This window comes from Mucilaginibacter sp. 3215 (assembly GCF_050433785.1).
Lineage (GTDB): Bacteria > Bacteroidota > Bacteroidia > Sphingobacteriales > Sphingobacteriaceae > Mucilaginibacter.
Genome location: NZ_JBNPWO010000006.1, coordinates 253503 through 279319 on the forward strand (window position 1 = coordinate 253503; position 25817 = coordinate 279319).

The window sequence follows — 25817 nt, forward strand, 5'->3', positions numbered from 1 at the left end:
TAATACCATGAAAACTACATTAACCGCCATCGCTACCGTATTGTTTATGGTACTTGGCTTCGCAAACATTGCATCTGCAAACACTGCTAAAAATGATGCCGGTGTCGTTTTAACCGATATCAGCAAAATCAACAAAATTGAAGTTTACGGCAACGTTGAGCTGTACATATCAAGCGGCCCGGCCGACCAGGTAAAAGTTTACAACCGCTACTATTCTGAAAACGCTCTGGTTCAGTCACAAAAAGGCGTATTGCGCATCTCATCATATAAGGCCGAAAAATTGGTAGTTTGGGTTACTGCAAACCAATTGAGCGCCATTAATGCTTATGATAATGCCGATATTAAATCATTCGGCAGTCTTTCAGGCATCGAGCTTGATGTTAAATTAAACAACAATGCATCTGCCAATCTTAACCTGGATACTTATAGCGCCAGCATCACCCTAAGCGGTAATGCCAAAGCCGAGCTTAAAGGTAATACCAATGAGTATAGTCTAACAAGAAATGCAACTTCAAACGTAAACAGCAACGGTTTAGCCTACACTCATGCTACAGAAACCCTGAATAAACAAACCAAACCAAGGGTTGATGAATTTGCAACTTTATAACAGCCATTTTTTTGAGTCAATTATATATAGTGTAGCCGCCCTGAAAGGGGCGGTTTTTTGCGTGCTTTTGCGTTGCAAACGGGCGCGTGTTAAAAAATGCTTTACTATTATTACCAATGAGATAACTAAAAAGTTATTGTTATGTAGAACTTGTTTCAATAATCGGCAGCGTTTATTTCAGGCGATATTCGCCATCTGCAACACCCTTATTGATGATCTCAACAAAGTCTTTCTGCTCTGTCTCGATCAGCTTTTGGCGAAGAACTTTCATGGTAAATTGAACTGACCTCAAATTGTTTTCTGGAGCGTCGTTACCTTTAATAGGGTGGCGACGTTTTTTGTTTTTTATTGAATAAAACTATTTTCAAAAAATACTTGCGCAAGCAAATGCTTGCATTTATATTTGCAAGTAATTACTTGCGCAATTATGAAAGCCAGACGAGATGTTTACCAGGCGATAGCCGACCCCACCCGAAGAGCGATTATCAATATGATTGCTGTACAGCCGCATAACGTGAATGCGATAGCTGCAAACTTTGATGTTACACGGCAGGCAATTTCACTGCATATCCAGATCCTGGCCGATTGCGGTTTGATCAACGTTAAACAGCAGGGCCGCGATAGGGTCTGCGAAGCCCGGCTTGATCAGCTTGGCGAAATATCAGTTTGGGTTGATCAATATCGCCAGCACTGGGAAAATAAATTGGATAATCTTGAGAAATATGTAGTAAACCTAAAAAATGAAAGAAATGGAAAACAATCAAAGTAGCACTGCAGATCGTGAACTGCGCTTAACCAGAACTTTAGATGCCCCGGTTGAGCTGGTATGGGAAGTTTGGACCCAACCCGAACATATTGCCCAGTGGTGGGGGCCCAACGGCTTCACTAATACCATTAGTAAAATGGAAATTAAACCAGGAGGAGAGTGGGATTTGGTGATGCATGGCCCCGACGGGACAGATTATAAAAATAAGAGTGTATTTAAAGAAGTTATTCCACTTAAAAAGATAGTATACGAGCATGTCAGCAGTCCAAAATTTGTTGCAACTATTGAGTTTGAAGAACGGGCAGAGCAAACTTTCCTGAGCTGGCACATGCTTTTTGAAACGCATGAGCAGTTTGTACAGGTAGTAAAAACATTTAAAGCTGATGAAGGCTTAAAGCAAAACATCGAAAAGCTGAACCTGTATTTAAAAGATGTGAGGAAGGGATAAACTCTATCGGAGGTGACATAGATATCTTCTTTTGTTAATGTATAAAGCGTTATTGAACAATAACGCTTTTTGCGTTTATAGCAGCCCCAATTAAAGAGGTTTCGAATGGCATTAATAACATTGCCGTCATCACTTTTCATCTGCACATCTGAAATCTGCACATTTATAATCAAAAATTCTTCCGCTGTTTACCGATATAAATCCCCCATTCGCCGACTAAAACCTGCTGTACATCTAATTTGCCCGAAACCGCTGTAACGTTTTAAAAATGGGGGCGTCTTATCTGTGTATTAAATGAAATAACAACACAAATAATTGACAATCAAAATATTAATCATCATGAAAACTACAATATTAACAATCGCAGCATCTTTAGTTTTAGCACTTGGAGTATCATCCGCAGCTAACGCAGCAACCAAAATAGACAACGGCGCAGCCGTAGTTTTAAATAACGTAAGCAAGATCAGCAAGATCGAAGTTCGCGGCAATGTTGAGGTATATGTATCAGCAGGGCAGAATGACAATGTTAAAGTTTATAACAAGTATTATTCAGAGAGCGCATTGGTACAAAACAACAACGGTACCCTACGTATCACCTCGTACAAAAACGAAAAACTCGTGGTTTGGGTAACTGCCAATGATTTGAAAGCTATCGACGCTTATGACAATGCCGAAGTTAAATCATTCGGGAAACTTGCTGCCCTTGATTTGAATGTTAACCTTTACAACAATGCATCTGCTAAATTAAATATTGATGCTTACGCTGCCACTGTAAACGTTAACGATAAAGCTAAAGCAGAGTTTACAGGTACTGCCGATGTTTACACCCTTAACCACACCCGCGAATCATTTGTAAACAACAATGCTTTCGCTGCGGTAAACTTTACGGATAAGGTAACCAACGCTCCTGCTAAATACACCGTTGAAAACGAATTTGCAGGTCTTTAATATCTTACTTTTACAAAAGTCCATCATATATTCAAAAGCTATCATCTAAAATGTGATAGCTTTTTTTAATTTTGATGTAACACTAAACTGCCATTCGGCGTCATAACAACCATACTATGAAAAAATACCTTTTTACCTTCACTATAGCAGGCGCATTAATAACTACAGCCATATTATCATCATGTAATTACAGATGCGTACACGGTTCGGGAAACCAGACTACAGAAAAACGCAAAGCCGAAGACTTTAAAAAAGTTGAGATCTCAGGCGCTTTTAAAGTCCACCTGAAACAGGATAGTTCGTTAACTATCGATATCAAAGCCGACGATAACCTGATCAAATATATTTCAACTTCGGTTGAAGGTGGTGTATTACACATTAAATCAAAAAAGAATTTCTGCGATCCCGGTGATATGGTGATCAACATCGGCGTGAAAAACCTTGAAGAAATTAAAGCTTCGGGCGCGGTTGAAGTTAATTCTGACGGCAAGCTCAACGCTAAAGATTTCAAGCTTGATCTTTCAGGTGCTACTAAAGTTACGCTTGACCTTAACGCCGCCAATGTATCAACCGAGGGTAGCGGCGCAACAGAAGTCCGCCTTACAGGTCAGGCTGCCGCTCACAAAATTGACCTGAGCGGCGCCGGTAAAATAGAAGCCTTTGATTTTGTTGTTGGTGACTATGATATCGAAACATCGGGCATTGGACATTGCAAGATCAATGTGCTTAAAACGCTGAACGTGCACACCAGTGGTGCGTCCGAAATTCAATATAAAGGTTCTCCGTCTACCGTGAATAACGATAAATCGGGTGCTTCATCTATCAAAAAAGTTGACTGATCGACCTTATAATAATTAACGAAAAGGCCGGGGATATAACTAATTCGCGGCTTTTTTTGATTTTACAACCTATCACTATTAAAAATTGAATGAAAAAGTTTTTAAAATGGACAGCCTATGCAATTATAGCGCTTGTTCTTGTCGCTGTTGCCGGCATCTCCTACATAACCCTGGCATTGCCCAATGTGGGCCAACCCGAAGCCATTAAAGTTGATGCCACGTCGCAACGTATTGCCCGCGGCAAGTATCTGGCCAATAATGTAACGGTTTGTCTGGATTGTCATTCTACCCGTAGCTGGGATAAATTTGCAGGCCCTTCAGATTCCGCAGTTTCCGGTGCCGGCGGTGAAAAATTTGATGCTTCAGCAGGTTTCCCCGGCACGGTTTATTCGCCTAATATTACTCCTTTAAACCTAAGTAACTGGACAGATGGCGAAATCTTCAGGGCAATGACCACTGGTGTTAAAAAAGATGGTTCGGCTATATTTCCGATAATGCCATGGCCTTATTATGCAAAAATGGATAGGGAAGACCTTTATTCCATTATAGCCTATATACGCACCTTAAAACCCAGCGGCAAAAACTACCCTGGCCATCAGCTCGATTTTCCGCTGAATGTTATTGTGCATACTATGCCGCAAAAAGCTGCGTTGGGTAATATCCCAAATCCGGCAGATACTGTTAAATATGGAGCTTATTTATTAAATGCAGCGGCCTGTAAAGAATGTCACACGCAATCGGATAAAGGTAAATTAAATGAGGCTATGGCTTTTGCCGGCGGACAAGGTTATATAATACCCGGTGGAAGCAAAGTGTTTTCGGCCAATATTACGCCCGATAAGGAAACAGGCATTGGTAGCTGGACAAAAGAGCAATTTGTAAGTCGCTTTACTCAATTTGCCAACGGTAAAATGCAGCCGACACCGGTAAAACCGGGCGAATTTCAAACCATTATGCCGTGGTGGAGATATGGCAGCATGAAAGTGTCCGATCTGGAAGCAATTTACGCTTATTTGAAAACAATAAAGCCCATCAGTAACCATGTTGTAAAATTTGAAAGGAATGGGAAATAGAGATTAGAGGTTAGTTGGGTTTAACGCCCGGTTTTATGGGTAGTGCGTTAGCCGCGTTAGGGATTGAAGCGTAAAGCCCGCAGCGAGTGTTGGATTGCGGGCAAGAAAGGCGAGGACTTGCAGCGTAAAGCCTGGGCCGCAGGCAACGCCCATATTATTGTCTGAACCCGAATTTATTGAATTAAAGAATGTACCAGAAATGATATGCAAGTCCACTTGTTTTCAATCAATTTTAAAAATTCGTTTAATTCGGGTTCAGGCAAATTTATACGCTGTTGTTGTGCGGGCCCTACCGGTCAATTCATTTAAAAGCAGTTTCATTTTCCTCGAAAACAATATAAAATCAAGCGCTAATTAAAAATAAATTCATACTTTTGCGCCTCGAATTTTGTATAGCACGGATTAGGTTTTAGGCTATATTTCAAAGGATTAAATTAAATACCCGGTAAAAAGATGAATATTACACAGGAAAAAATTAATGACCTGAACGCAGTTGTTAAAATTAACATCAACCCTGAAGATTACCAGCCACGTGTTGAAAAAGCTATAAAGGAAAACGCTAAAAAAGCAAAAATTCCTGGTTTTCGCCCGGGCATGGTGCCTGCATCGCACATCAAAAAAATGTACGGTAAAAGCATCCTTGTTGATGAGATCAACAACCTGTTACAAGATACTTTAAATAACTATATCGATGAGCAAAAACTGGCGGTATTGGGTCAGCCATTGCCTGCTGCAGATGATAACAAAGAATACAACTGGGATTTTGCCGATAACTTTGAGTTCAAATATGAATTAGGCCTGGCTCCTGAATTCAGCATCGACTTTTCATCAAAAGATAAATTAACCCAATACGTAATCAAAGTTGATGACGAAACGCTGGCTTCAAGGATCAAAAACATCCGCCGCAGCTATGGCAAAATGACAAATCCTGACGTATCGGCAGATGAGGACGTTCTTTACAGCGAATTGGTTCAACTTTCGGCTGATGGTAGTGTTTTTGAGGGTGGAATAACCAATACAGCGTCTGTACGTTTAGATCAGATCAAGGATGAAGCAATCAAAGCTTCACTGATCGGTTTGAAAAAAGGCGATGTGTTAACATTCGATATTCGTAAAGCTTTTGATAACGACGCAGCTAAAATTGCCGGTTTATTGAAAATTGAAGAAGACGATGCAGCTGATTTAAGAGGTGATTTCCAATTAACTGTTAAAAACGTTAACCGTTTAGAAGAAAGTGATCTTAACCAGGAGTTCTTTGACAAATTATTTGGTGAAGGTACTGTAACTACCGAAGAGGAGTTCACAGCTAAAATTATTGAAGAACTTGAAAGCATGATGGTTCAGGATGCGGACCGCAAATTGCAGGACGACATGTACAAACTGGCTATCGCTAAAGTTGATTTCGCCCTTCCTGATGAGTTCCTGAAACGTTGGTTAAAAGCAACCAACGAGAAATTAAGCGATGAGGAATTAGAAGGCGGTTACAACGATTTTGCTCAAAACCTGAAATGGACTTTGATCGAAAACAAGATCATTACTGATAACACAATCGAAATTAAATATGAAGATGTGTTTGAATTAGCTAAGATCCGTTTAGATCAGCAGTTTAGGATGTACAGCCCGACTGCTATCCCTGAGGATCAGTTAGGCCAGTACACTGTTCAGTACCTGCAAAACAAAGACAACGCTAACAAAATATTTGAAGAGGTAAAAGCATTAAAGGTATTTGATTATATCAAAAATGTGATCACTTTAGATAAGCAGGATATCCTTTACACTGATTTCAGTGCATTGGTTACCGCCGCACAGTAAGCAGTTTTTAATCGCCCTTACCGGGGCTGATTTATAATATATTCACCAAAAGCAACTCACAAGGTTGCTTTTGGTGTTTTATAACCTATAGTACGATATGTCATTGCGAGGAGGAACGACGAAGCAATCTCGTAGCTATACAGACCGGACATGCATTGGCTACGAGATTGCCACGCTACGCTCGCAATGATATAAGAGAGTATCTGCCTGATGTTGGTGTTGTCACCAACATCTTCCTGCCCACTCTACTGTTAGTTTTGACTAAAAAAATCAAGTTTCGTCACTGCGCCCTCATCAAAAAATTACGTAATAAAAACTATCTTGCAAAAAATCTATTGAACTAAAAACTATATTTATCGCGGGTAAGACGCCCGCATTTCCTAACGAACAACAAACAAAAACCATGAGCAGTAATATCGATAAAAACGAATTCAGAAAATATGCTGTTAAGCATCACCGTATTAACAGCCTTTATGTAGACAAATATATTGCAGGTGTTGAAAGAGGCAATATGCCAACAGGCGGTATCACAACCGTACCAACCGGCATGACACCATACATTCTTGAAGAGCGCCAGCTGAATGTACAGGCCATGGACGTGTTTTCACGTTTAATGATGGACCGTATCATTTTCCTTGGCGATGCTATTTATGATAATATTGCAAACATTATCCAGGCTCAGTTGCTTTTCTTACAGTCGGCTGATGCTAAACGCGATATCCAGATCTACATTAACTCACCAGGTGGTTCGGTTTATGCAGGTTTAGGTATCTATGATACTATGCAGTTTATATCAAATGATGTGGCTACCATCTGTACAGGTATGGCGGCGTCAATGGCTGCCGTATTGTTAGTAGCCGGTACTGAAGGTAAAAGGGCAGCACTTCCGCATGCAAGGGTGATGATCCACCAGCCATCAGGCGGTGCTCAGGGCCAGCAGTCGGATATAGAGATCACTTATCAGGAGATCACTAAATTGAAAAAAGAACTGTACCAGATCATTGCCGATCACAGCGGTGCACCTTACCAAAAAGTTTGGGATGCATCTGACCGTGACTACTGGATGATTGCAGAAGAAGCCAAAGAATTTGGTATGGTTGACGAGATTTTAAAAGGTAACAAAGGAAAATAATTCTCGAAAGTCCGGATTCCGATAAGTCGGAAAGTCCGGATGTTTGGAATGTTAAAAAGTTATTAAAGTCCGGAAGCAGCTCAGCTTCCGGACCTGCTCACTTTCCCGACTTACGGGCAGGATTTTTTTTTTTGCCACTAATTTTTTAACTTTGAGTAAGAAGACAAATCAGATGAATAAAAACAGCAAAGAGATCAGGTGTTCATTTTGCGGTGCCGGTAAACAGGATTCCCTGATGTTAATAGCAGGACTTGATGCACACATTTGTGACAAATGTGTGAACCAGGCCAATGAAATATTGGCTGAGGAGTTGAAGGTACGTAAAGTGAAGTCATCGCCTCTGGCGCCGGCCCTGCTTAAGCCATCAGAAATGAAGGCACATCTTGATCAGTATGTTATTGGACAGGATGATGCCAAAAAGATACTTTCGGTAGCTGTATATAATCATTATAAACGCTTAAATCAGCGTATTGATAAAGATGAGGTTGAGATTGAAAAATCAAACATCATCATGGTAGGTGAAACAGGTACGGGCAAAACCCTGCTTGCTAAAACACTCGCCAAAGTACTTAACGTTCCGTTTTGCATTTGCGACGCTACTGTGCTAACCGAGGCAGGCTATGTAGGGGAGGACGTTGAAAGCATCCTGACCCGCTTACTGCAATCGGCCGATTATGATGTAACCCTTGCCGAAAAAGGTATTGTTTACATTGATGAGGTTGATAAAATAGCCCGTAAAAGCGATAATGCTTCTATCACCCGCGACGTATCCGGAGAAGGTGTACAACAAGCGTTATTGAAGATATTAGAAGGTACCATGGTTAACGTACCACCACAAGGTGGCCGTAAACACCCGGATCAGAAAATGATCACGGTAAATACCAGTAACATCCTTTTCATTTGCGGAGGGGCCTTTGATGGTATTGAAAGGAAGATCGCCAATCGACTGCGTACCCAAACTGTTGGTTACAAGTTTAAGCACGATGAGGGCGATATCGATACTAAAAACTTCTATAAGTATATTACACCGCAGGATTTGAAATCATTTGGTTTAATCCCAGAGCTGATAGGCCGTTTGCCGGTGCTTACCTACCTCAACCCGCTTGATAGGGAAGCATTGCACAATATCCTTACCGAGCCTAAAAACTCGTTATTGAAACAGTACAAAAAACTGTTTGAATATGAAGGTGTAAAGCTTGATTTTGAAGACGAAGTACTGGAGTTTATTGTTGATAAAGCAATGGAATTTAAACTTGGCGCGAGGGGCTTACGCTCAATATGCGAAGCTATCATGATTGATGCTATGTTCGAGTTTCCGTCTAAAAAGGATGTGAAACGGTTGAACGTAACATTGGATTACGCACGCGAGAAGTTTGAAAAATCTGATCTGAAAAAGTTAAAAGTAGCTTAACGCACAGTATATAAGCAAACACTTATATTTATTAAAAAATAAAGCGCGCCCTGGTTATCATACCGGGGTTTGCTGTATAAAAAGAAATCATATGAACGAAGAATTAAACATTAAAAAGGACGGAGATGCCTTACCACCGCCGGTGAAAGAAGTGCAATCGCCCGTAAAATCAGGATTAAAAACAAAAGAAGCAATTGTTGCTAACTGGTTACCGCGTTATACCGGCAGACCTCTTGAAGCATTTGGTGAGTATATTATCCTTACCAATTTTTCAAAGTATATCCAGCTGTTTTCGCAATGGAATGATAACGCGCCTATTATGGGGCTTGAAAAACCAATGCAAAGCGTTACGGCAAACGGTATTACCATTATTAACTTTGGTATGGGAAGTTCGGTTGCGGCTACTGTTATGGACCTGCTCACAGCCATTCACCCCAAAGCGGTAATATTTTTAGGTAAATGCGGCGGCCTTAAGAAGAAAAACAACGTAGGCGACCTGATCCTGCCCATAGCCGCCATCCGTGGTGAAGGTACATCAAACGATTATTTGCCGCCCGAAGTACCTGCATTGCCATCATTCGCGCTGCAGAAAGCCATCTCAACTACCATCCGTGATTATTCACGCGATTACTGGACCGGTACCTGTTACACCACTAACCGACGCGTTTGGGAACATGATAAAGTATTTAAAAAATACCTTAAAGATCTGCGTGCCATGGCCGTTGATATGGAAACTGCAACCATTTTTACAACCGGCTTTGCCAACAAGATCCCCACGGGCGCGCTGCTGTTAGTATCAGATCAGCCGATGATCCCCGAAGGCGTTAAAACCGCCGAAAGTGATTCGTCAGTAACCGAGCAATTTGTTGAAACACACCTGCATATCGGCATCGAATCGTTAAAGCAGTTGATCAATAACGGGTTAACGGTTAAGCATCTTAAGTTTTAGTGGGTGGTTGATTGGGTTGATTAAGTGAACGGTTACTCAATGCTAACTTAACAACCACTCACCTAATCAACTACTCTCCAATCACTACTTTTTTCATCCCCTCTCTGCCGTAAAATACCGGAAAATACATCATTTCGGCTTTGGCCGGATTTAGGGTGTATTTGCCGTTGTAACGGGGGATGAGGTTTACCGTGAATGTATATTTGCCCTGTTTAAGACTGCGGCAAAATATGCTTACTTTCTCCTTAAAATATTCGCGGTGTACTTCATTGTTGTCCCATTGCTGCTCCTTACTCTCGTACGAGCATCCGGCAGGTATCGGGATCTCTAGCATTACAAAATCAGCATCGCCACGGGCTGTTACTTCTGCTTTTAATAATACAGGTTCACCGCCTTTCAGGGTGGTTATTGTTTTTTCCTTACGCTCAAACCAGGTATTTACTGTAAAATCTTTACTTACTTTTTCGGGTTTACTGTTCCAAAACTGTTGGTAGCCGGTGATGTACACAGGCAGGTTGCCTTGTTTGCTGATACTGATCGTTTTATCAGTTAGTGTTGCAGAATAGGGGAATTTGTCGATCGTTTTTGTATCTGTGCCTGTAAGCGTGATCTGCGATGGTTGAACCTGCTTGTTTTCTATCAGCAGATCGGGAAGGATAGTTTCCAGGATCAGCGCCGACTCATAGGTGTTGCGCCAGTCACCAAGCCGGCGTTGTTCAAGGAAGTAGCCGCGGATCTTGGTTAGTAGCTCGGCGTGCCTGCCTTCGTTTTTGATAATGCGGTAGGCTAATACACTCAACTGTACCGAATTGTCAAAAAAGCGATAACCGTCTTCGCCCCAATATAGGTTACCAAACATAGTATGTTTGCTTGTGTTAATTAAACTGTCCATTTTTATGGGTAGGGCAGATTCCTGCCGTAATAACATCATTCTTAATTTATCATAGCCTGATACCTTATAGTCGAAGGTTTTTTGATCCTTAGCCTGCTCTTTTTCAATGCCTGTTACATACTTCTGGTAATCAACTTTCGCTCCCAGTTTATGAAGTAACTCAAGGCAAAGTATTTTGTCCCTGCCTTTGTAACTTTCAAGCTGAAAGACGAGATAGTCGGTTAATTTTTGTTTATCCAGTTCAACAGCATAACCCTCTTTTTGTGCATCTATCAATGCTTCTACCACATGCAGGCTAATCCAGAGTTCTTCGTTACTATCCTTCCACCAGCCCCAGGTACCGTTACTTTTGCGGTTTTCCTGTAGTTTTTTAATCACCTCTTTTATATTTCTTTCGTACTTAAACTCTTCGCCCAAAAACTTTTTAATGTGTCGTTCCATGAGCAGGCCTTTCAATTTTGAAGCCAGCTGCTCATTGCATAAGTATTTATATTCTCTCAGCTTGCGGGTTTCTTCAGTCAACGCGGGCAATACAGAAGCCTCTGCCCGGAAAGTAACAGGGCCCAAAGCCGGATCAAATTTTATGTTCACTGTGGTGTCGCGGTCAAGTGCCTCAAAAAAACCTTTGGTTTCTTTAACACCCTGCGGCATTACCGGGATCCTGCGCTGCTCGCCGTCAAAATAGCCGTTATCCCGTTTAATGGTATATTCAAAAGTGAGGCTGTCGGCAGAATTGGTAGAAGCAGTAGCAGCGGCAGTAGTAGTAATAGTAAGAGTGTCAATTTTAGAGTTTTTAACTTCCAGCTCATCCTGCTTGAGTGTTTGTCCATTGTATTTAAAAATGCGGGTAAGCTTCGCGGTAGTATTGTTGTAGTTCATCACTTTACCTATCAGGTTCATTTCATCACCGGCTATGGCAAATTGCGGTGCGATAAAATTTGCGCTTAATGGTTTATATGATTTGATACTGCTTTCGGTAAAGCCGGTTTGCCTGTTGCCTGTTATGCCGATGATAAATGTTCGCCAGTTGGTGATATCATCGGGGTAAGTAACCATGAAACTTGCTTTGCCATGTTCGTCAGTAGTCAGTTTAGGTTGCCAGTAGGCATAATCAGAAAAGTTTTTACGCATGGTTTGAGCACTGCCGGTTTGTGTGCTGTCGGCCCTTTGGCTTCCGGCTAGGCCAGGCTTAGCTTTGGTCCGGATCACAATGACGCCATTTGCACCACGCGCACCATATATAGCGGTGGCGGCGGCGTCTTTCAATACACTCATTTCTGCAATGTCATCTTTATTTACGTCAGATAGCTTATCAACGATTTCTCCGTCTACCACAACAAGGGGCTGGGCCGAGGGTGATGAACCAACGCCCCTGATCATGATATTGGCCCCGGGACTACCATCGCCTATGCTCAAACCGAAAACCTTGCCCTCTAAGGAAGATACGGTACTGATCGATCCCGTCATGTCTGCTTTTCGTTGCACTCCATATCCTACTACCACAACCTCCTGCAAGGATTTAAAGCTCTCTTTTAAGGCTATTTTTACACTTGTGCCCGGATTGATATTTACTTCCTGAGTTTCAAAACCAATGAAGCCAATGAAAAGCTTGCCGCGTTTAGGTACCTTAATATTGAAATGACCGTGCATATCGGTTGTAGTGCCAATTGCTGACCCTTTTACCTTTACAGTTACCCCTGGTAGTGGTTGTTTATCACTATTGGCGATCACGATGCCGCTCATACCATCAATGAAATTATCTGTATTAAAGTATTTTTCATTAAAGGCCTCTTTTATTTTCAGAGCGTCGTTTTCTATTTCCCGGTCACCGTGATTATAGCTGCCCGTCCTGTTATTGATAATGTTGCTGATCCGGATACCTACCGAATCTTTACTATGTGTGGGCGATACCGTAAAGTTGTAAAAATTAGTGCCGCCTGTTTTTATGGTTACATTTTCTTTAATATCATAACTATCGCCCTTAAGCAAAAATAAAACCCTGTACTTGCCGGCGTTCAGGTTGTTAATGTAAGTAGTATTACCGGGATAGATCATTAAGAAGTCAGGATCATCATATTTATAAACGATCACGTCTTTGATCAGCAGTTTATTGTCTTTTGGCTGATCGATGTTCATGCTCAGTTTACCTGTTTCACCCGTGATAATGGGGTTTACAAACAGCTGCTGGGTGTTGCTGCGCAGGTCAAGATATTGCTGCCAGATACTTTCGGCCTCGGGCTTTGTGAGTACTTGTTGGGTATAATCATCGGCAGGGCCGTGATATGACGACAGAATGGGGTTGAAGGGATAAGCGGCAGGGATGCTTTTTTGTTTGATAAGGCCGGGCTCAAATTGAAATGAATAACCTGGTTCGGCAACAAAACGTCGTGATCCGCTGCCTTGTACATCTAACTTGGCAAAGTTTTCGGCCGAAGGACCTATGAGTACGCTGTTGTTCCGGTAACCATAGTTCGGGTCGGGATTGATCATGAATACCTTTTCGTTTTGGGTAAGGACGGCCATCTTCCAGCCAAAATTATTGATAACGGTAATCAGGTAACGGTTGATGAGATCGCATTCATAGGTACTCAAAGTATCCAAAACCTTTGTTGAGTGTGCATTATCGGCATTAATGCTGATGATCAGTTTTTTCGATTTTTGTACATCCACACTATCTACCCAAATGTTTTGATGGCTGGTCCTGAACCGGAACATGTGCCTGCCCGGCGATACCGCGAAACTGTAGCGTTTAAGCTGCTGTGTTTGGTCGAAGTACACCGGCCGGTCGTCAATATAGAGGATATGTACGGGCAGTACATCGCCGTTTTTAATCACAAAAGGCGCTACCTGGGTTAGCGAGTCTTTAGCATCTTCTTCAACCCTGTAAATTTTTTCGGGGTGAGTAAACTGGTAGTAGGCAATACTGTCAAGCCCCATCTCCTTACTCCAGCGCTTCCAGTTGAGCTGTAATGAACCATCACCATTTATATTGCCGGTATTAAAACCCATTTTTTGCTTGCGATAAGTAAAACCTTTGCCAAGGTATGGTACATACGGTGCCTTGTAGTCGGCAAACTTGCTCGTCATGGACCAGGCCGTTAAATCAGCGTTGGCTACAGGCTGACCTTTGGCATCGGTAACCACGATGTCGGTTTTAGCTTGCTGCCTGGGATAAACGGATATCGGCTGACGAACGTTGATGGTCAGCAGCTTATCGCGGTACATGATATCGGTGGCTTCGGTTTTGCTTTCACCAGCCCAGATATAGTGCACCTGAAAGTTTACAAGGTTTTGATCATTGTAAGCACGTACATAAAACAGGTTATTGGCCTGCCCCGCATCAATTAATTTGTTGCCGCCAAATACCGAATACCAAAAATGGAGGTGCCGCGGGTTTTCAACCTTTACAAATACAGAATCGGCGGTGCGGTAGCCTGATAGCGAGATGTCTGCGCTATTATCTTTCAGGGCAAGATCGGCATAGGCGCTGTCTGTTTCAATATTGTAACTATCGGCATAAGGATTGATTATGATTTTTGCCGGGAGCATTACCCTGACCCTGGTTATGGTATCATACTTTGCGTTAAGGGCGCTGATGGTAGCCATAGTTTGTATGGCCTTGCCATTGTCAAAGGCGTTACTGATTAGTGTATCACCGTTTAATTTGGCGGTAATACTAAACAGGCTGTACCGATAACTCATATCGTTATTAGCTGATTGCTGTTCGTTATTGCTGTTCAGAAATTCTGAATTAATGGTGTAAGTGACATCTGCCTTAGGAAAGATGGAATCGGGGATAATTAGCCTGGTTTCACCAACCGGGTCAAGCTGTAGCTGGTGTGTCCAAAGCTGATCTGGCACAAAAGTATAGTTTTGCCTGCGCGTACCGGTGCCACGGGTATTGAATGTAACAATAACCCGGCCATCCGTAACCGGCAGGTTATTTTCGTCAACTGCTTTTAAATATAATGTAGCCGGATTTCCGGGCCCGTGTTCTTCTTTATCAACCCTGGTGCTGAAGGTTATTGATTTAAGCTCGTATTCTTCGTATTTAAACTGGCCCGTCAGAAAAACCTTGCGTTTGGCTAAAAAGCCCTGGTCGTCATCGCCATCATAATCATCAAGTTTGTATTTTTCGCTTGATGGATCTTCGAGCGAGATGGTATAATCTTCGTCAAGTGAAAGGTCAAGACTATCTGTGAGGGCGAAACTATATTCATAAGCCCCATCGCGGTAACTGTTTACTTTGCCGATGATCTTACCGTCATCCTCATACCGCTCTTTGAGCCGTACCAAAAGCTGAGCTGCGGTTACAGGTTGTTTTGATTTTTTATTTAAGATGATCGCCTTGAATTTTACCGTATCATGTGGTTTATAAATGGCCTTGTTAAATACCATGAAGCCTTCGTAATTATCTGTGGGCTGGCGGCTGTAATATTTATCGTGCCCCTTAAACAGGCTTTTAAATCGTTTCCAGGTAGCTTTAAAAAAGCTCATATGGCGATACGGATTATAATGATAATAAGATGAGCGCTGCTGTTTTTTTATAGCGTAGTAATTGGTTACGCCCGCGTAATCAACTTTTAGTATGGTATCCCTTTTTGAAGGATTGGCCATATACAAGCCGGCTTTTGAATCATAAGTAACGGTATGATTGTTAAACTGCACTAAAGCGTTGTTAATAGCTTTGCCTGCCTGGTCAACCAAAATAAAGCGGAGGTCATAGTTATTAGCCAGCAGTTTTAAATTGGCCGAGCGGTTTTCGATAAGCGAATAGCTTAGCAAATTCTTTTTGGCAACTACTTTCAAATAGTTGCCGGGAGGGAGGGTATTGTTCCATTTATCGTTTGTTTTAAACGAGTCAATTGGGTTGTGTAATATTTGCTCGTCAGGTTTTTTACGTGGGTAGCGGTAAAATTTAAGCACATCACCGGCCGTTATTTTATATATATAAGTATAATAGCTGCTTTGCCGGCTTGGGGTAAGCGGCTTTTGCCCAAATGCAGCAGTTATACAAAAACTTAAGAAACTGAAAAACAATAACGAATTTTTTATTGGTGCTTGCATGTTTAGGTATATTTTGTGGTAATTGTCACCGGTTTAAATTTATTACATTTATGCTTGTCTGTTTATAGGATGCAGATCTATTTACTTTTCCATAAAAGAAATATCATTTAAGAAACTTATTTTTGAGGCGTAACCCTGCTTTATATACCGGGTTAGTAGAGATTTAAATTATGTGGTACAACAACATACTCGATACCATTGGCAATACGCCGCTGGTAAAACTGAATAAAGTAGCAAAAGACATCCCTGCTACCGTTTTAGCCAAGATAGAGACAACCAATCCCGGCAACTCCATTAAAGACCGCATGGCCCTTAAAATGATTGAGGATGCCGAAAAAAGCGGTAAACTAAAACCCGGCGGAACCATTATTGAAGGCACATCGGGCAATACCGGCATGGGTTTGGCCATTGCGGCTGTTATAAAAGGATATAAGTGTATTTTTACCAGTACCGATAAGCAATCAAAAGAAAAGTTTGATGCTTTGCGTGCCTTTGGGGCCGAAGTAATTGTTTGCCCTACTAACGTGGAACCTGAAGACCCACGATCATATTATTCAGTATCGTCACGCCTGGAGCGGGAAGTTCCTAACTCGTGGAAGCCAAACCAGTATGATAACTTAAGCAACTCGCAGGCGCATTATGAAAGCACCGGTCCCGAAATTTGGGAGCAGACCGAAGGCAAGATCACCCACCTTATTGCAGGTGTAGGTACCGGTGGTACTATATCAGGTATTGCCCGTTATCTGAAAGAGAAGAACCCTGCCATACAGATTTTAGGTATTGATACTTACGGTTCGGTATTTAAAAAATACAAGGAAACAGGTGTTTTTGATAAAAACGAGATCTATCCATACATCACTGAAGGTATTGGCGAAGATTTCTTACCGCAAAACGTTGATTTTAGCCTGATAGATCATTTTGAAAAGGTAACCGATAAGGATGCCGCCCTCATGACCCGCGAAATTGCCCGTAAGGAAGGGATCTTCTCCGGTAACTCAACAGGCTCAGCCGTGGCTGGTTTGCTGCAGATGAAGGATAAGTTTAAAGAGGGCGATGTGGTGGTGATCATCTTCCCAGACCATGGCACCCGCTACCTTGGTAAAATGTACAACGACGACTGGCTGCGCGACCGCGGTTTCCTGAAAGACGAAAAATTGACCGCCCGCGATATCATCAGCAAAAAAGATGTGCAGGAAATTATTACCATTGATTGTGAAAAGAGCGTGCTGGAGGCTATCAATACCATCAAATCGCTCAATATCTCTCAGATCCCGGTTACGCAAAAAGGTATGGTAATTGGGAAGATCACCGAGAGTGATATCCTTGATTCGCTGATCGAGAACCCTTCGATCAAATCGCAGCCGATCAAAAACATTACCACAGCTCCGTTCCCCTTTGTTGATCTGAATACTTCGATAGACAGGATCTCGGCGATGATCAATAAAGACAACATTGCTGTGTTGGTTGAAGACGGGCAGGGTAAAATTGAGATCATTACCCAGTATGATATTATAAACGCGATATCAGCTTAGTTTTTGAGGTAAAAGGTTAAAGGTGTTATGTGATAAGCATAGCGCCTTTTTTTATATTTAGAGCATGAAACATTTTTTCGTTTTTACATCCATATTTCTGTTGCCGTTTATTAGTCATTCTCAAAAACACACTATACTCGGTGCCGAGGTGGCAAAGGAAGAACTAAAAAAAGCATTGACGGAGAAAAGGGAACGACAGGTAATTGTTGATAAGGTTATTACAGATAAACAAACTGCTATAGCTGTTGCCGAAGCGATTCTATTTAAAATATATGGAAGAGCGCAAATAGTTAATGAAAGACCTTATGAGACTTATTTTATAAATGGCTATTGGGTATTAAATGGTACGTTGCCCGAAAAAATGTTGGGGGGCGGATTTTTAATTGTGCTCAATGCTAAAGACGGTCGAGTTGTTCGACTAACGCATTATAAATGATCAAAAAACTTTCGCCTTTAACCTTTTACCTCAAAAACTACTCCAATCGCTTCTTAGCCAATTCGGGGCTATACCTTTGATTTAACCGGTAATTTGGTGTAATGATAAACACAGCCGTACCTTTTTCGCGCGCAAGCGGATTGGTTACTTCGCCTACTTTCGTAAAACTGCCTATCATATTTCCGGCCACAAATTCTTTAATATTTTTTCCGCCGTTTTCATCTACATAAATCAGGTATTTGCATTTGAGGCTATCGGGAGCCCAAAGGGTAAAGCTGCTGTTCAGTGATATTACATCGGGATAACCGTATTGCTTACGATAATGGTGGATTGCACCGGCTTCACCGTAGTTATCGGCATAGACCATAGTTTGTTTCTGATCATCAGGGTTAAGGCTTTTGTAGGCTTTATCAACCAGTGCGGCCATATCATCCCAGCCCAGCATGTCGGCATAATCCTGGGTGGTAGCGTGCTTTTTCCCATCCTCCCAGGTCATCGAAAAACGAGCAGGTGGGAGATGTTTATCGGCAAATCGAAAAAATGCCAGGGTTTGGTCCATTGGTAAAATGGGCAATAAAATGGGCAGTAACAAAGCATTGGGCAACGTAAACAATATTACCAGGGCAGTACGCAAAACATAGCCGGTGGTTTTTAATAAACGCTCAAAACCAAAGGCCCCTGCAGCAAACAGCATAGGGTAAGCACCAAAAATGTAATAGCTTTTGCCATCCATCATCAGTAAAAAAAAGAAGATGAGCGCATAAGCCAATGCCAAAAACTGGAAGTTACGCAGCCTGAACGAAAATATCAGGAACGCCAGTCCGTTAAGCCATACAAATAACGCTACACCGTTAACCAGTAATTGCTGTTTAATAAAGTCAGTCGGGGTTATGTAGTCAAGCTGTTGTTCACGCAGTGCCTTCATGTGCGTAAATACCGGCATGTGATGTGTTAGCTGCCATATCAGGTTAGGCAGTACGATAACTATTGTTAGCAAGGCAGCACCAAGGATATGCTTATTGAACAGTAATTTACGCTGCTTACTAATAAGGATACCAATAACCAGCGAAGCCGCGAAAAATAGCATGGTGTACTTGGTAAGTACGCCAAAGCCAACGGCTGCCCCCAGCCAGTACAGGTACCTTACATCGGTAGTGTTGAGGTATTTTACGAGCAGCCAAACGGTTAATACCCACCAAAACTGATCGAATACTACAGGCTGAAAAAGATAGTCACTTGCTGCGAAGGCAGGCGCAAAAATGAGCGATAAACACGCAAGGGTTATGGCAAACTTCTTTCCGCCAAATTCTATTACTATAAGTCCGGTGAGCAGCACAATAAGCCCTCCAAACAGGGTAGGGAACAATCGCGCAGCAAAAACCGAGTTGCCAAAACAAGTTATAGAAATTTTTGCCAGGATGGCTATAAATGGCGGTACTTCCTTGTATCCCCAATCCAGATGATCGGCCAGTACAAGGTGCAAAAACTCATCCCTGTGGAAACCAAAATGCGATATGGCGAAAAGATTAAGAACAACTTTAATAAATACAAATATCAGTACAAAATAAACGTAGGTAGATTTCCGGTTTTTGTAAGGCATTGTTTATATAATGGGTTTTGAGCTAAAGGCCGAAGGCTGAAAGCATAAAGCTATAAAAATATATTTATAAAGCAGAAAGCCTCATAAAGCAAAAAGCTCAAAGCATAAGGCTTAAAGCTTTTGCTTGTCCTTATGTTTTGAGCTTTAAGCCTTCGGCCTTAAGCTTTCTGCTTATATTCTCGTTATATCAGCGCCCAAAGCTTTAAGCCTGGTATCGATATGCTGATAGCCGCGTTCAATTTGTTCAATATTGTAAATGGTTGACTGGCCTTGTGCCGAAAGTGCGGCGATCAATAAAGAAACCCCGGCGCGGATATCTGGCGAGGTCATGGAGATACCGCGCAGTTTAACCTGGTTATCCAGGCCGATAACGGTTGCGCGGTGCGGATCGCAAAGAATGATTTGCGCGCCCATATCCAGCAGCTTATCCACGAAGAATAAGCGGCTCTCAAACATTTTTTGATGGATCAGTACCGAACCTTTGGCCTGGATAGCAACAACCAGCACGATACTTAATAAATCGGGGGTAAAGCCAGGCCATGGTGCATCGGCAATGGTCATGATACTGCCGTCAATGAAAGTCTCTATTTCGTAATGTTCCTGGGCCGGGATAAAAATATCATCACCTCTAAGCTCCAGTTTAATACCTAAACGGCGGAACACGTCGGGGATCATACCCAGTTCTTTGTATTGAACATCTTTAATGGTGATCTCGGATCCTGTCATAGCTGCAAGACCAATAAATGAACCAATCTCAATCATATCGGGCAATAAGCGGTGCTCTGTGCCGCCCAGTTTTTCAACACCTTCAATGGTTAACAGGTTTGAGCCAATACCGCTGATCTTAGCACCCATACGGCTCAGCATTTTACAAAGCTGTTGCAGGTAAGGCTCGCAGGCTGCGTTGTAAATAGTAGTAGTGCCTTTGGCTAATACCGCGGCCATTACCACGTTGGCCGTTCCTGTTACAGAAGCTTCGTCCAGCAGGATATAAGTACCCTGCAGGTTAGAGGCATCTACATTAAAGAAACCGTTTTGGGGATTGTAATTGAATTGTGCACCCAGTTTTTCAAAACCCAAAAAGTGGGTATCCAACCTGCGGCGACCGATTTTATCGCCACCTGGTTTAGGGATAGATGCTTTACCAAAACGGGCCAGCAAGGGGCCAACTATCATGATGGAACCACGTAAGCCGCCGCCCTTTGATTTAAAAGCTTCAGACAGGAAAAAATCCTGGTTGATGTCTTTGGCTTCGAATGTGTAAGTATGCTCGTTGATACGTTCAACAATAACGCCCATATCGCCAAGCAGTTCTATCAGTTTGTTTACATCCTTAATATCGGGGATGTTGCTGATGGTTACTTTTTCTTCAGTAAGCAATACGGCAGATATAACCTGTAGAGCTTCGTTTTTTGCACCCTGCGGGGTTATTTCACCTTTTAGCGGTTTGCCGCCGTTTATTACAAATGCGTTAGTCATGCGGAGTTTCGGATAATTGATATAATCACCAATGATAAACTGTAAAAGCTATGATCGGTTTTGCCAAATAATTTATATGGGGCAAAGATTAGAAAATTAATGCAGATAAAATAAAAGCCAGGAGGGATTTATCATTAATGATATTAATACAAAAACGTCATTGCGAGGTACGAAGCAATCTCAAACTATACAGGACGGACCTGCTAATCGGGGATTGCTTCGTACCTCGCAATGACGCTCTTTTTGCCCTTCGGAAGTACCCGGGGTTAATATTTTTTTGCGCCGCCGTTGTTACGGTTGCGGTTTTGGTTGTTGTTACGGTTTTGGTTATTATTTTGCCTGCCGCCACTACCGCCGCCACGGTTTTGATTGTTTTGGTTATTGTTGCGGCCGCGGTTGTTATTATTGGTGTTGTTTTGCTGAAAGTTATTAGGGCGGAAATCAACACGGTTAAGGTTAATGTTCTCTTCCAGTTTCAATGTACCGCCCGATAAAGCATATAAATCTGACAGGATGCTTTCGTCGCTTACCGAATCTTTGTTCCATTGCACGTAGGCCATTTTCATGAAATTGGCTATAGCCTGGATCATGTGGCGCTTACGTTCAGGTTCCTCAATGGCTTTAGCTTTTTCAATCATCAGCTCAATGGTTTTGCCATAGTGCTTGTATTTGATACGCTGATGAGGATAGTTTAACGGTGCTGGTTTAATATGCACAGCATCCGGCGATGGCTTGGGGTACGGTGAATCCACATCAATCTGGTAATCAGAAATGATGTGCAGGTGGTCCCACAGTTTATGTTTAAAATCGGCCACATCGCGCAGGTGGGGGTTTAAAAAGCCCATCAGGTCAATAACTACCTGTGCGTAGCGGTTGCGTTCTTCTTTGGTTGGCAGCGCTACAATATATTTAACCATATTTTGTACGTTACGGCCATATTCAGACAGGATCAGTTTATTCCTGGTTGAGTTATAATCAAAATTTGCAGGCGTGTTTTCTTTAGCCATGGTAATAATTTTTTAAGAAAGTTGAAAGTTAGCCAGGCAAATTTCCCTGATTGGAAGGGCAAAAGAGGCTAAAATTGAATTGTTACTTGTATTGAAGTAGTGCAAATATAAACTAATACTTATAATACGCAAATTACGTTGGTTAATTGTTGCAAATATTTGTTTTATTTTAGCTTTTAAACATCTACAATTTGGAAAATCAGCAAATTACCATCACGCATACAGAGATCTACCGCTTCAGCATCCCGATGGAGCCGTTTACCATTGCCACCGGAACATTATCTCACGCCCAAAATGTTTTTATCCGTATGCATACCGATGCCGGTTTTTACGGTGTAGGGGAATGCTCGGCTTTCCCGATGATTGTTGGCGAAACACAGGATACCTGCCTGATTATGGCGCGTGAGTTTGCCCGCTTATGGAAAGGCAAGGATGCGCTTGATATCGAAGCCCGGCTTGGCGAACTTCACAGTTTTACTGCCGGTAATACCACTATAAAAAGCGCCTTTGATAATGCACTGTTTGATATAGCTGCAAAAAATGCAGGCCTGCCATTATACCAGTTTTTGGGTGGCGAAAAACGTGTTGTTGAATCGGATATTACGATAGGCATAGCCGGGCATCATACCATGGCTTTAAAAGCGCTTGATTTTAAAGCTTCCGGTGCTAATATATTAAAGGTGAAGCTAGGCAAAAATGCTGTGGAAGATGTAGAGCGCATTCAACAAATTCGCGAAGCTGTTGGACCGGGTATGCAGATCCGTATTGATGCCAACCAGGGCTGGACTTTTAACGAAGCGGTTTTTGCCTTGCAGTCAATTGCGCAATATGATATTGAATTTTGCGAACAGCCTATACGTACCTGGTATGACGACCGGTTACCTGAATTGATGCAGTTGTCGCCGGTTAAGATCATGGCCGATGAAAGTGTATACAACCACCATGATGCCCGCAAACAAATCAACGCCGGGGCGTGCCATTATATCAATATTAAAATGGCCAAGTCGGGCGGTATTTATGAGGCTAAAAGGATCCATGACGTTGCTGCTTCATACGGGATACCCTGTATGATGGGAGGGATGCTGGAAAGCCGGATAGCATTAAGCGCCAAATTACACTTTGTATATGCCAGTCCAAATATCCGGTTTTATGACATGGATACCTGTAAACTGGGGCATTTGGTTGACCCTTGCGTTGGCGGGGCCATATATGATGGATATCATTTAACCATCGACGACGCGCCAGGCATAGGCGCCGATGCCGATGAAGTATTTTTGGCCGATTGCGAACGATTTACTATTTAACAAATATGCTGATCAGAAAAGCTACCATTGAAGACCTGCCCGTATTGCTTCAATTTGAGCAGGGTATAATTACTGCCGAACGCCCTTTTGATAGCACGCTTAAACCCGATCCTATCAGTTATTATGATTTGAAGGCGTTCATAACCTCAACAGATGTACAGGTTTTGGTAGCCGAAATTGACGGAGAGATAGCGGGCAGCGGATATGCCCGTATTAAAAAGAACCCGGATGCGTACTATGACTTTGAAAAATATGCCTATCTGGGTTTTATGTATGTTTTACCGGCCTATCGGGGAATGGGCGTAAACCAGGCAATTATTGAGGGATTAAAAAAATGGGTGGCAGATCAGGGGCTTGCCGAAATCAGGCTTGAAGTATATAACGATAATATTGGAGCCATTAAAGCCTATGAAAAGGCTGGATTTAAAAAACGTATGATCGAAATGCGGATAAGGCTGTAATTGAATTATATAAAAAGAGCCGGTAAGTTTCCCTTGCCGGCTCGTGGGGTGTTATAAATATCTTATAGCAGAGGCTTTCGCTTCATTTTATTTTCGCTTAAAGCCTTAGCTGTTTTTGTTTTGTCCTGTTTTGATGATTTTAGATCGCGCAACTGCTTAGATGCATCGGTCTTTTCTTTGTCCAATTCTTTAGTTGCCATGGTTTTGATTTTTGTATAGTTAGATAATATCATAAATATATTATTTGTTTTACCTAAATCAAAAAATAACTGCCCTTATCGCGCAAATTAATGCTTCATGACATTAGTTTGATAACTCCGCAAAGTATTTGTGAAACAACGGAATGGTTTCTATGCCTTTATAATAATTGTAAATATCATATTTCTCATTAGGCGAGTGCAGGGCATCGCTATCAAGCCCGAAACCCATCAATACAGTTTTTAAACCAAGCTCAGCTTCAAACAAAGCAACAATAGGGATACTGCCGCCGCCACGGGTAGGGATGGGCTCTTTACCAAATGATTCGGCAATGGCTTTTTGAGCGGCACGATAAGCCACGCTATCAGTTGGGGTTACAGCCGGTTCGCCGCCGTGATGTGGAGTTACCTTAACCTTAACATAGGGAGGTGCAATACTTAAAAAATGGTCGGTAAACAGTTTGGTTATAGCATCAGACGTTTGGTTGGGCACTAAACGCATAGAGATTTTGGCATTGGCTTTTGAAGGTAACACCGTTTTTGCGCCTTCGCCGATATAGCCACCCCAAATGCCGTTTAGCTCAAGAGTAGGGCGAGTGCCTGTACGCTCAAAAGTGCTGTAACCCTTTTCGCCCCATAGCTCGGCCACGTCAAGGTCCTTTTTATATTCAGCTTCGTTATAAGGTGCACTGTTCAGTGCATTGCGTTCTGCTTCGCTAAGCGGTACCACATTATTATAAAAGCCGGGAATAGTAATATGATTGTTTTCGTCGTGAAGTGTGGCAATCATTTGTGCCAAAATGGTGATGGGATTAGCCACCGCACCGCCGTAAACGCCCGAATGCAGGTCGCGGTTTGGGCCGGTTACCTCAACTTCGAGGTAAGAGAGGCCACGTAAGCCCGTTTCAAGCGAAGGGTGCTCCATGCTGATCATCGAGGTATCGGAGATCAACACAACATCGGCTTTCAGCTTTTCTTTATTGGCTTTCACAAAGATGCTCAGGTTCGATGAACCTACTTCTTCTTCCCCTTCAATCATAAACTTAATATTGCATGGAAGGGTACCGGTTTGCATCATCAGCTCAAAGGCTTTTACATGCATGTAAAACTGTCCTTTATCATCGCAGGCACCGCGGGCGTATATTTTTCCATCCCGAACAGTTGGTTCAAAAGGAGGTGTTTTCCACAGTTCCAACGGATCTGGGGGTTGTACGTCGTAATGCCCATAAACCAATACGGTAGGTTTGGAAGCATCTATGATCTTTTCGCCGTATACTATAGGGTAGCCGGCGGTTTGGCATATTTCAACATTATCGGCTCCGGCATCGCGGAGCTTTGCTGCCACATAATCGGCAGTTTTTAATACTTCAGGTTTGTATTTTGGATCGGCACTAACCGATGCTAAACGTAACAGGTCAAATAACTCATCAAGTAAACGCTGTTTGTTTTGCTCAACATATTGCTTTATGTGCTGCATAATATTATTGTTTGCAGCAAATATAGCTAATTAGGTCATTGCAGTCATTAGGTCATTGAGTCATTCAGCATGTACAATATAATACATGAAGGGCTCCTCAGCTAACCAGATTTATAATTAATGCAATTCAACGAAATTAATGCCGGTTTTAGTTTTTAATTAGTCTGCAGACCCGAGGTCGTGTTTTGGCGAATTAGGGACCTGATTTGAAAACTCAGCTCTCTCAACCTTTACTTTAACTTCAGTTTTTGCTCCTTTATGAGTTAATGATACAGCGGTAAGACCTGTAGCTATTAAAACCGCTGCTGCAATGATGAATTTTTTCATGTTGTTAACTATTCAAATTTTAGTTTATAACATATGATTTTATAATGGAAGAG

General features: G+C 42.2%; 21 protein-coding genes. 14 read left to right on the forward strand and 7 right to left on the reverse strand.

Features of this window, described 5'->3' with window-relative positions:
• Nucleotides 1-7: 7 nt before the first annotated feature.
• From ABIC84_RS13650 to ABIC84_RS13695, 10 genes are all read left to right on the forward strand, one after another.
• Nucleotides 8-607 carry a GIN domain-containing protein gene (locus ABIC84_RS13650; protein WP_429263884.1) on the forward strand — a complete coding sequence of 200 codons (600 nt, stop codon included), beginning with the start codon at nt 8-10 and terminating at the stop codon, nt 605-607.
• A gap of 427 nt (nt 608-1034) precedes the next feature.
• A complete protein-coding gene (locus ABIC84_RS13655) occupies nt 1035-1376 on the forward strand; it encodes an ArsR/SmtB family transcription factor (RefSeq protein ID WP_112652040.1) in 342 nt (113 codons plus the stop codon).
• Nucleotides 1357-1821 carry an SRPBCC family protein gene (locus tag ABIC84_RS13660; protein WP_426589247.1) on the forward strand — a complete coding sequence of 155 codons (465 nt, stop codon included), beginning with the start codon at nt 1357-1359 and terminating at the stop codon, nt 1819-1821. The genes ABIC84_RS13655 and ABIC84_RS13660 overlap by 20 nt, the downstream gene beginning before the upstream one ends.
• A 339-nt stretch (nt 1822-2160) precedes the next feature.
• Nucleotides 2161-2769, forward strand: a complete 609-nt coding sequence (locus ABIC84_RS13665) for a GIN domain-containing protein (protein ID WP_429263885.1) — start codon at nt 2161-2163, stop codon at nt 2767-2769.
• A gap of 116 nt (nt 2770-2885) precedes the next feature.
• Complete coding sequence (locus ABIC84_RS13670) at nt 2886-3608, forward strand: head GIN domain-containing protein (RefSeq protein WP_429263886.1); 723 nt, start codon at nt 2886-2888, stop codon at nt 3606-3608.
• Between the two features lie 89 nt (nt 3609-3697).
• The gene (locus ABIC84_RS13675; protein WP_429263887.1) at nt 3698-4681 is read left to right on the forward strand and encodes a c-type cytochrome; all 984 of its coding nucleotides are present in this window, start codon (nt 3698-3700) and stop codon (nt 4679-4681) included.
• A gap of 453 nt (nt 4682-5134) precedes the next feature.
• Nucleotides 5135-6493, forward strand: coding sequence for a trigger factor (gene tig, locus ABIC84_RS13680; protein ID WP_429263888.1), 1359 nt, complete (start codon nt 5135-5137; stop codon nt 6491-6493).
• 403 nt (nt 6494-6896) lie between these two features.
• Nucleotides 6897-7625 (forward strand): ATP-dependent Clp protease proteolytic subunit, encoded by a 729-nt coding sequence (locus ABIC84_RS13685; RefSeq protein ID WP_112574025.1) that lies wholly within the window; start codon nt 6897-6899, stop codon nt 7623-7625.
• 172 nt (nt 7626-7797) lie between these two features.
• Entirely contained in the window at nt 7798-9036 is a 1239-nt protein-coding gene (gene clpX, locus ABIC84_RS13690; protein ID WP_090524534.1) for an ATP-dependent Clp protease ATP-binding subunit ClpX, read from the forward strand.
• Between the two features lie 91 nt (nt 9037-9127).
• On the forward strand, nt 9128-9985 hold the full coding sequence (locus ABIC84_RS13695) for an AMP nucleosidase (protein WP_426589235.1): 858 nt from the start codon (nt 9128-9130) through the stop codon (nt 9983-9985).
• A gap of 70 nt (nt 9986-10055) precedes the next feature.
• Here ABIC84_RS13695 and ABIC84_RS13700 read toward each other — a convergent pair whose 3' ends face one another.
• Nucleotides 10056-15944, reverse strand: coding sequence for a carboxypeptidase-like regulatory domain-containing protein (locus tag ABIC84_RS13700; protein WP_429263889.1), 5889 nt, complete (start codon nt 15942-15944; stop codon nt 10056-10058).
• Nucleotides 15945-16114: 170 nt separating this feature from the next.
• Between ABIC84_RS13700 and ABIC84_RS13705 the strand changes: the two genes are divergently transcribed.
• Complete coding sequence (locus ABIC84_RS13705) at nt 16115-17476, forward strand: cystathionine beta-synthase (RefSeq protein WP_129567496.1); 1362 nt, start codon at nt 16115-16117, stop codon at nt 17474-17476.
• A 64-nt stretch (nt 17477-17540) separates the two neighbouring features.
• Entirely contained in the window at nt 17541-17912 is a 372-nt protein-coding gene (locus ABIC84_RS13710; RefSeq protein ID WP_090524542.1) for an NTF2 fold immunity protein, read from the forward strand.
• 37 nt (nt 17913-17949) lie between these two features.
• Here the strand turns inward: ABIC84_RS13710 and ABIC84_RS13715 are convergent, their stop codons facing one another.
• The 3 genes from ABIC84_RS13715 to ABIC84_RS13725 form a co-directional block, all read right to left on the reverse strand.
• A complete protein-coding gene (locus ABIC84_RS13715) occupies nt 17950-19512 on the reverse strand; it encodes an ArnT family glycosyltransferase (RefSeq protein WP_429263890.1) in 1563 nt (520 codons plus the stop codon).
• Between the two features lie 171 nt (nt 19513-19683).
• A complete protein-coding gene (gene murA / locus ABIC84_RS13720) occupies nt 19684-20991 on the reverse strand; it encodes a UDP-N-acetylglucosamine 1-carboxyvinyltransferase (RefSeq protein ID WP_176623818.1) in 1308 nt (435 codons plus the stop codon).
• A 266-nt stretch (nt 20992-21257) separates the two neighbouring features.
• Complete coding sequence (locus ABIC84_RS13725; protein WP_112652024.1) at nt 21258-21998, reverse strand: DUF4290 domain-containing protein; 741 nt, start codon at nt 21996-21998, stop codon at nt 21258-21260.
• Nucleotides 21999-22204: 206 nt separating this feature from the next.
• Between ABIC84_RS13725 and ABIC84_RS13730 the strand changes: the two genes are divergently transcribed.
• Both ABIC84_RS13730 and ABIC84_RS13735 read left to right on the forward strand, forming a co-directional pair.
• A complete protein-coding gene (locus ABIC84_RS13730) occupies nt 22205-23302 on the forward strand; it encodes a mandelate racemase/muconate lactonizing enzyme family protein (protein ID WP_429263898.1) in 1098 nt (365 codons plus the stop codon).
• Nucleotides 23303-23307: 5 nt separating this feature from the next.
• On the forward strand, nt 23308-23763 hold the full coding sequence (locus ABIC84_RS13735) for an N-acetyltransferase family protein (protein WP_429263891.1): 456 nt from the start codon (nt 23308-23310) through the stop codon (nt 23761-23763).
• Between the two features lie 62 nt (nt 23764-23825).
• On the opposite strand, the gene ABIC84_RS13740 is transcribed toward ABIC84_RS13735, so the two are convergent.
• From ABIC84_RS13740 to ABIC84_RS13750, 3 genes are all read right to left on the reverse strand, one after another.
• A complete protein-coding gene (locus tag ABIC84_RS13740; RefSeq protein ID WP_167516179.1) occupies nt 23826-23963 on the reverse strand; it encodes a hypothetical protein in 138 nt (45 codons plus the stop codon).
• Nucleotides 23964-24066: 103 nt separating this feature from the next.
• A complete protein-coding gene (locus tag ABIC84_RS13745) occupies nt 24067-25437 on the reverse strand; it encodes a dipeptidase (protein WP_429263892.1) in 1371 nt (456 codons plus the stop codon).
• A 159-nt stretch (nt 25438-25596) separates the two neighbouring features.
• The gene (locus ABIC84_RS13750) at nt 25597-25764 is read right to left on the reverse strand and encodes a hypothetical protein (protein ID WP_426589218.1); all 168 of its coding nucleotides are present in this window, start codon (nt 25762-25764) and stop codon (nt 25597-25599) included.
• Between the last annotated feature and the right edge of the window lie 53 nt (nt 25765-25817).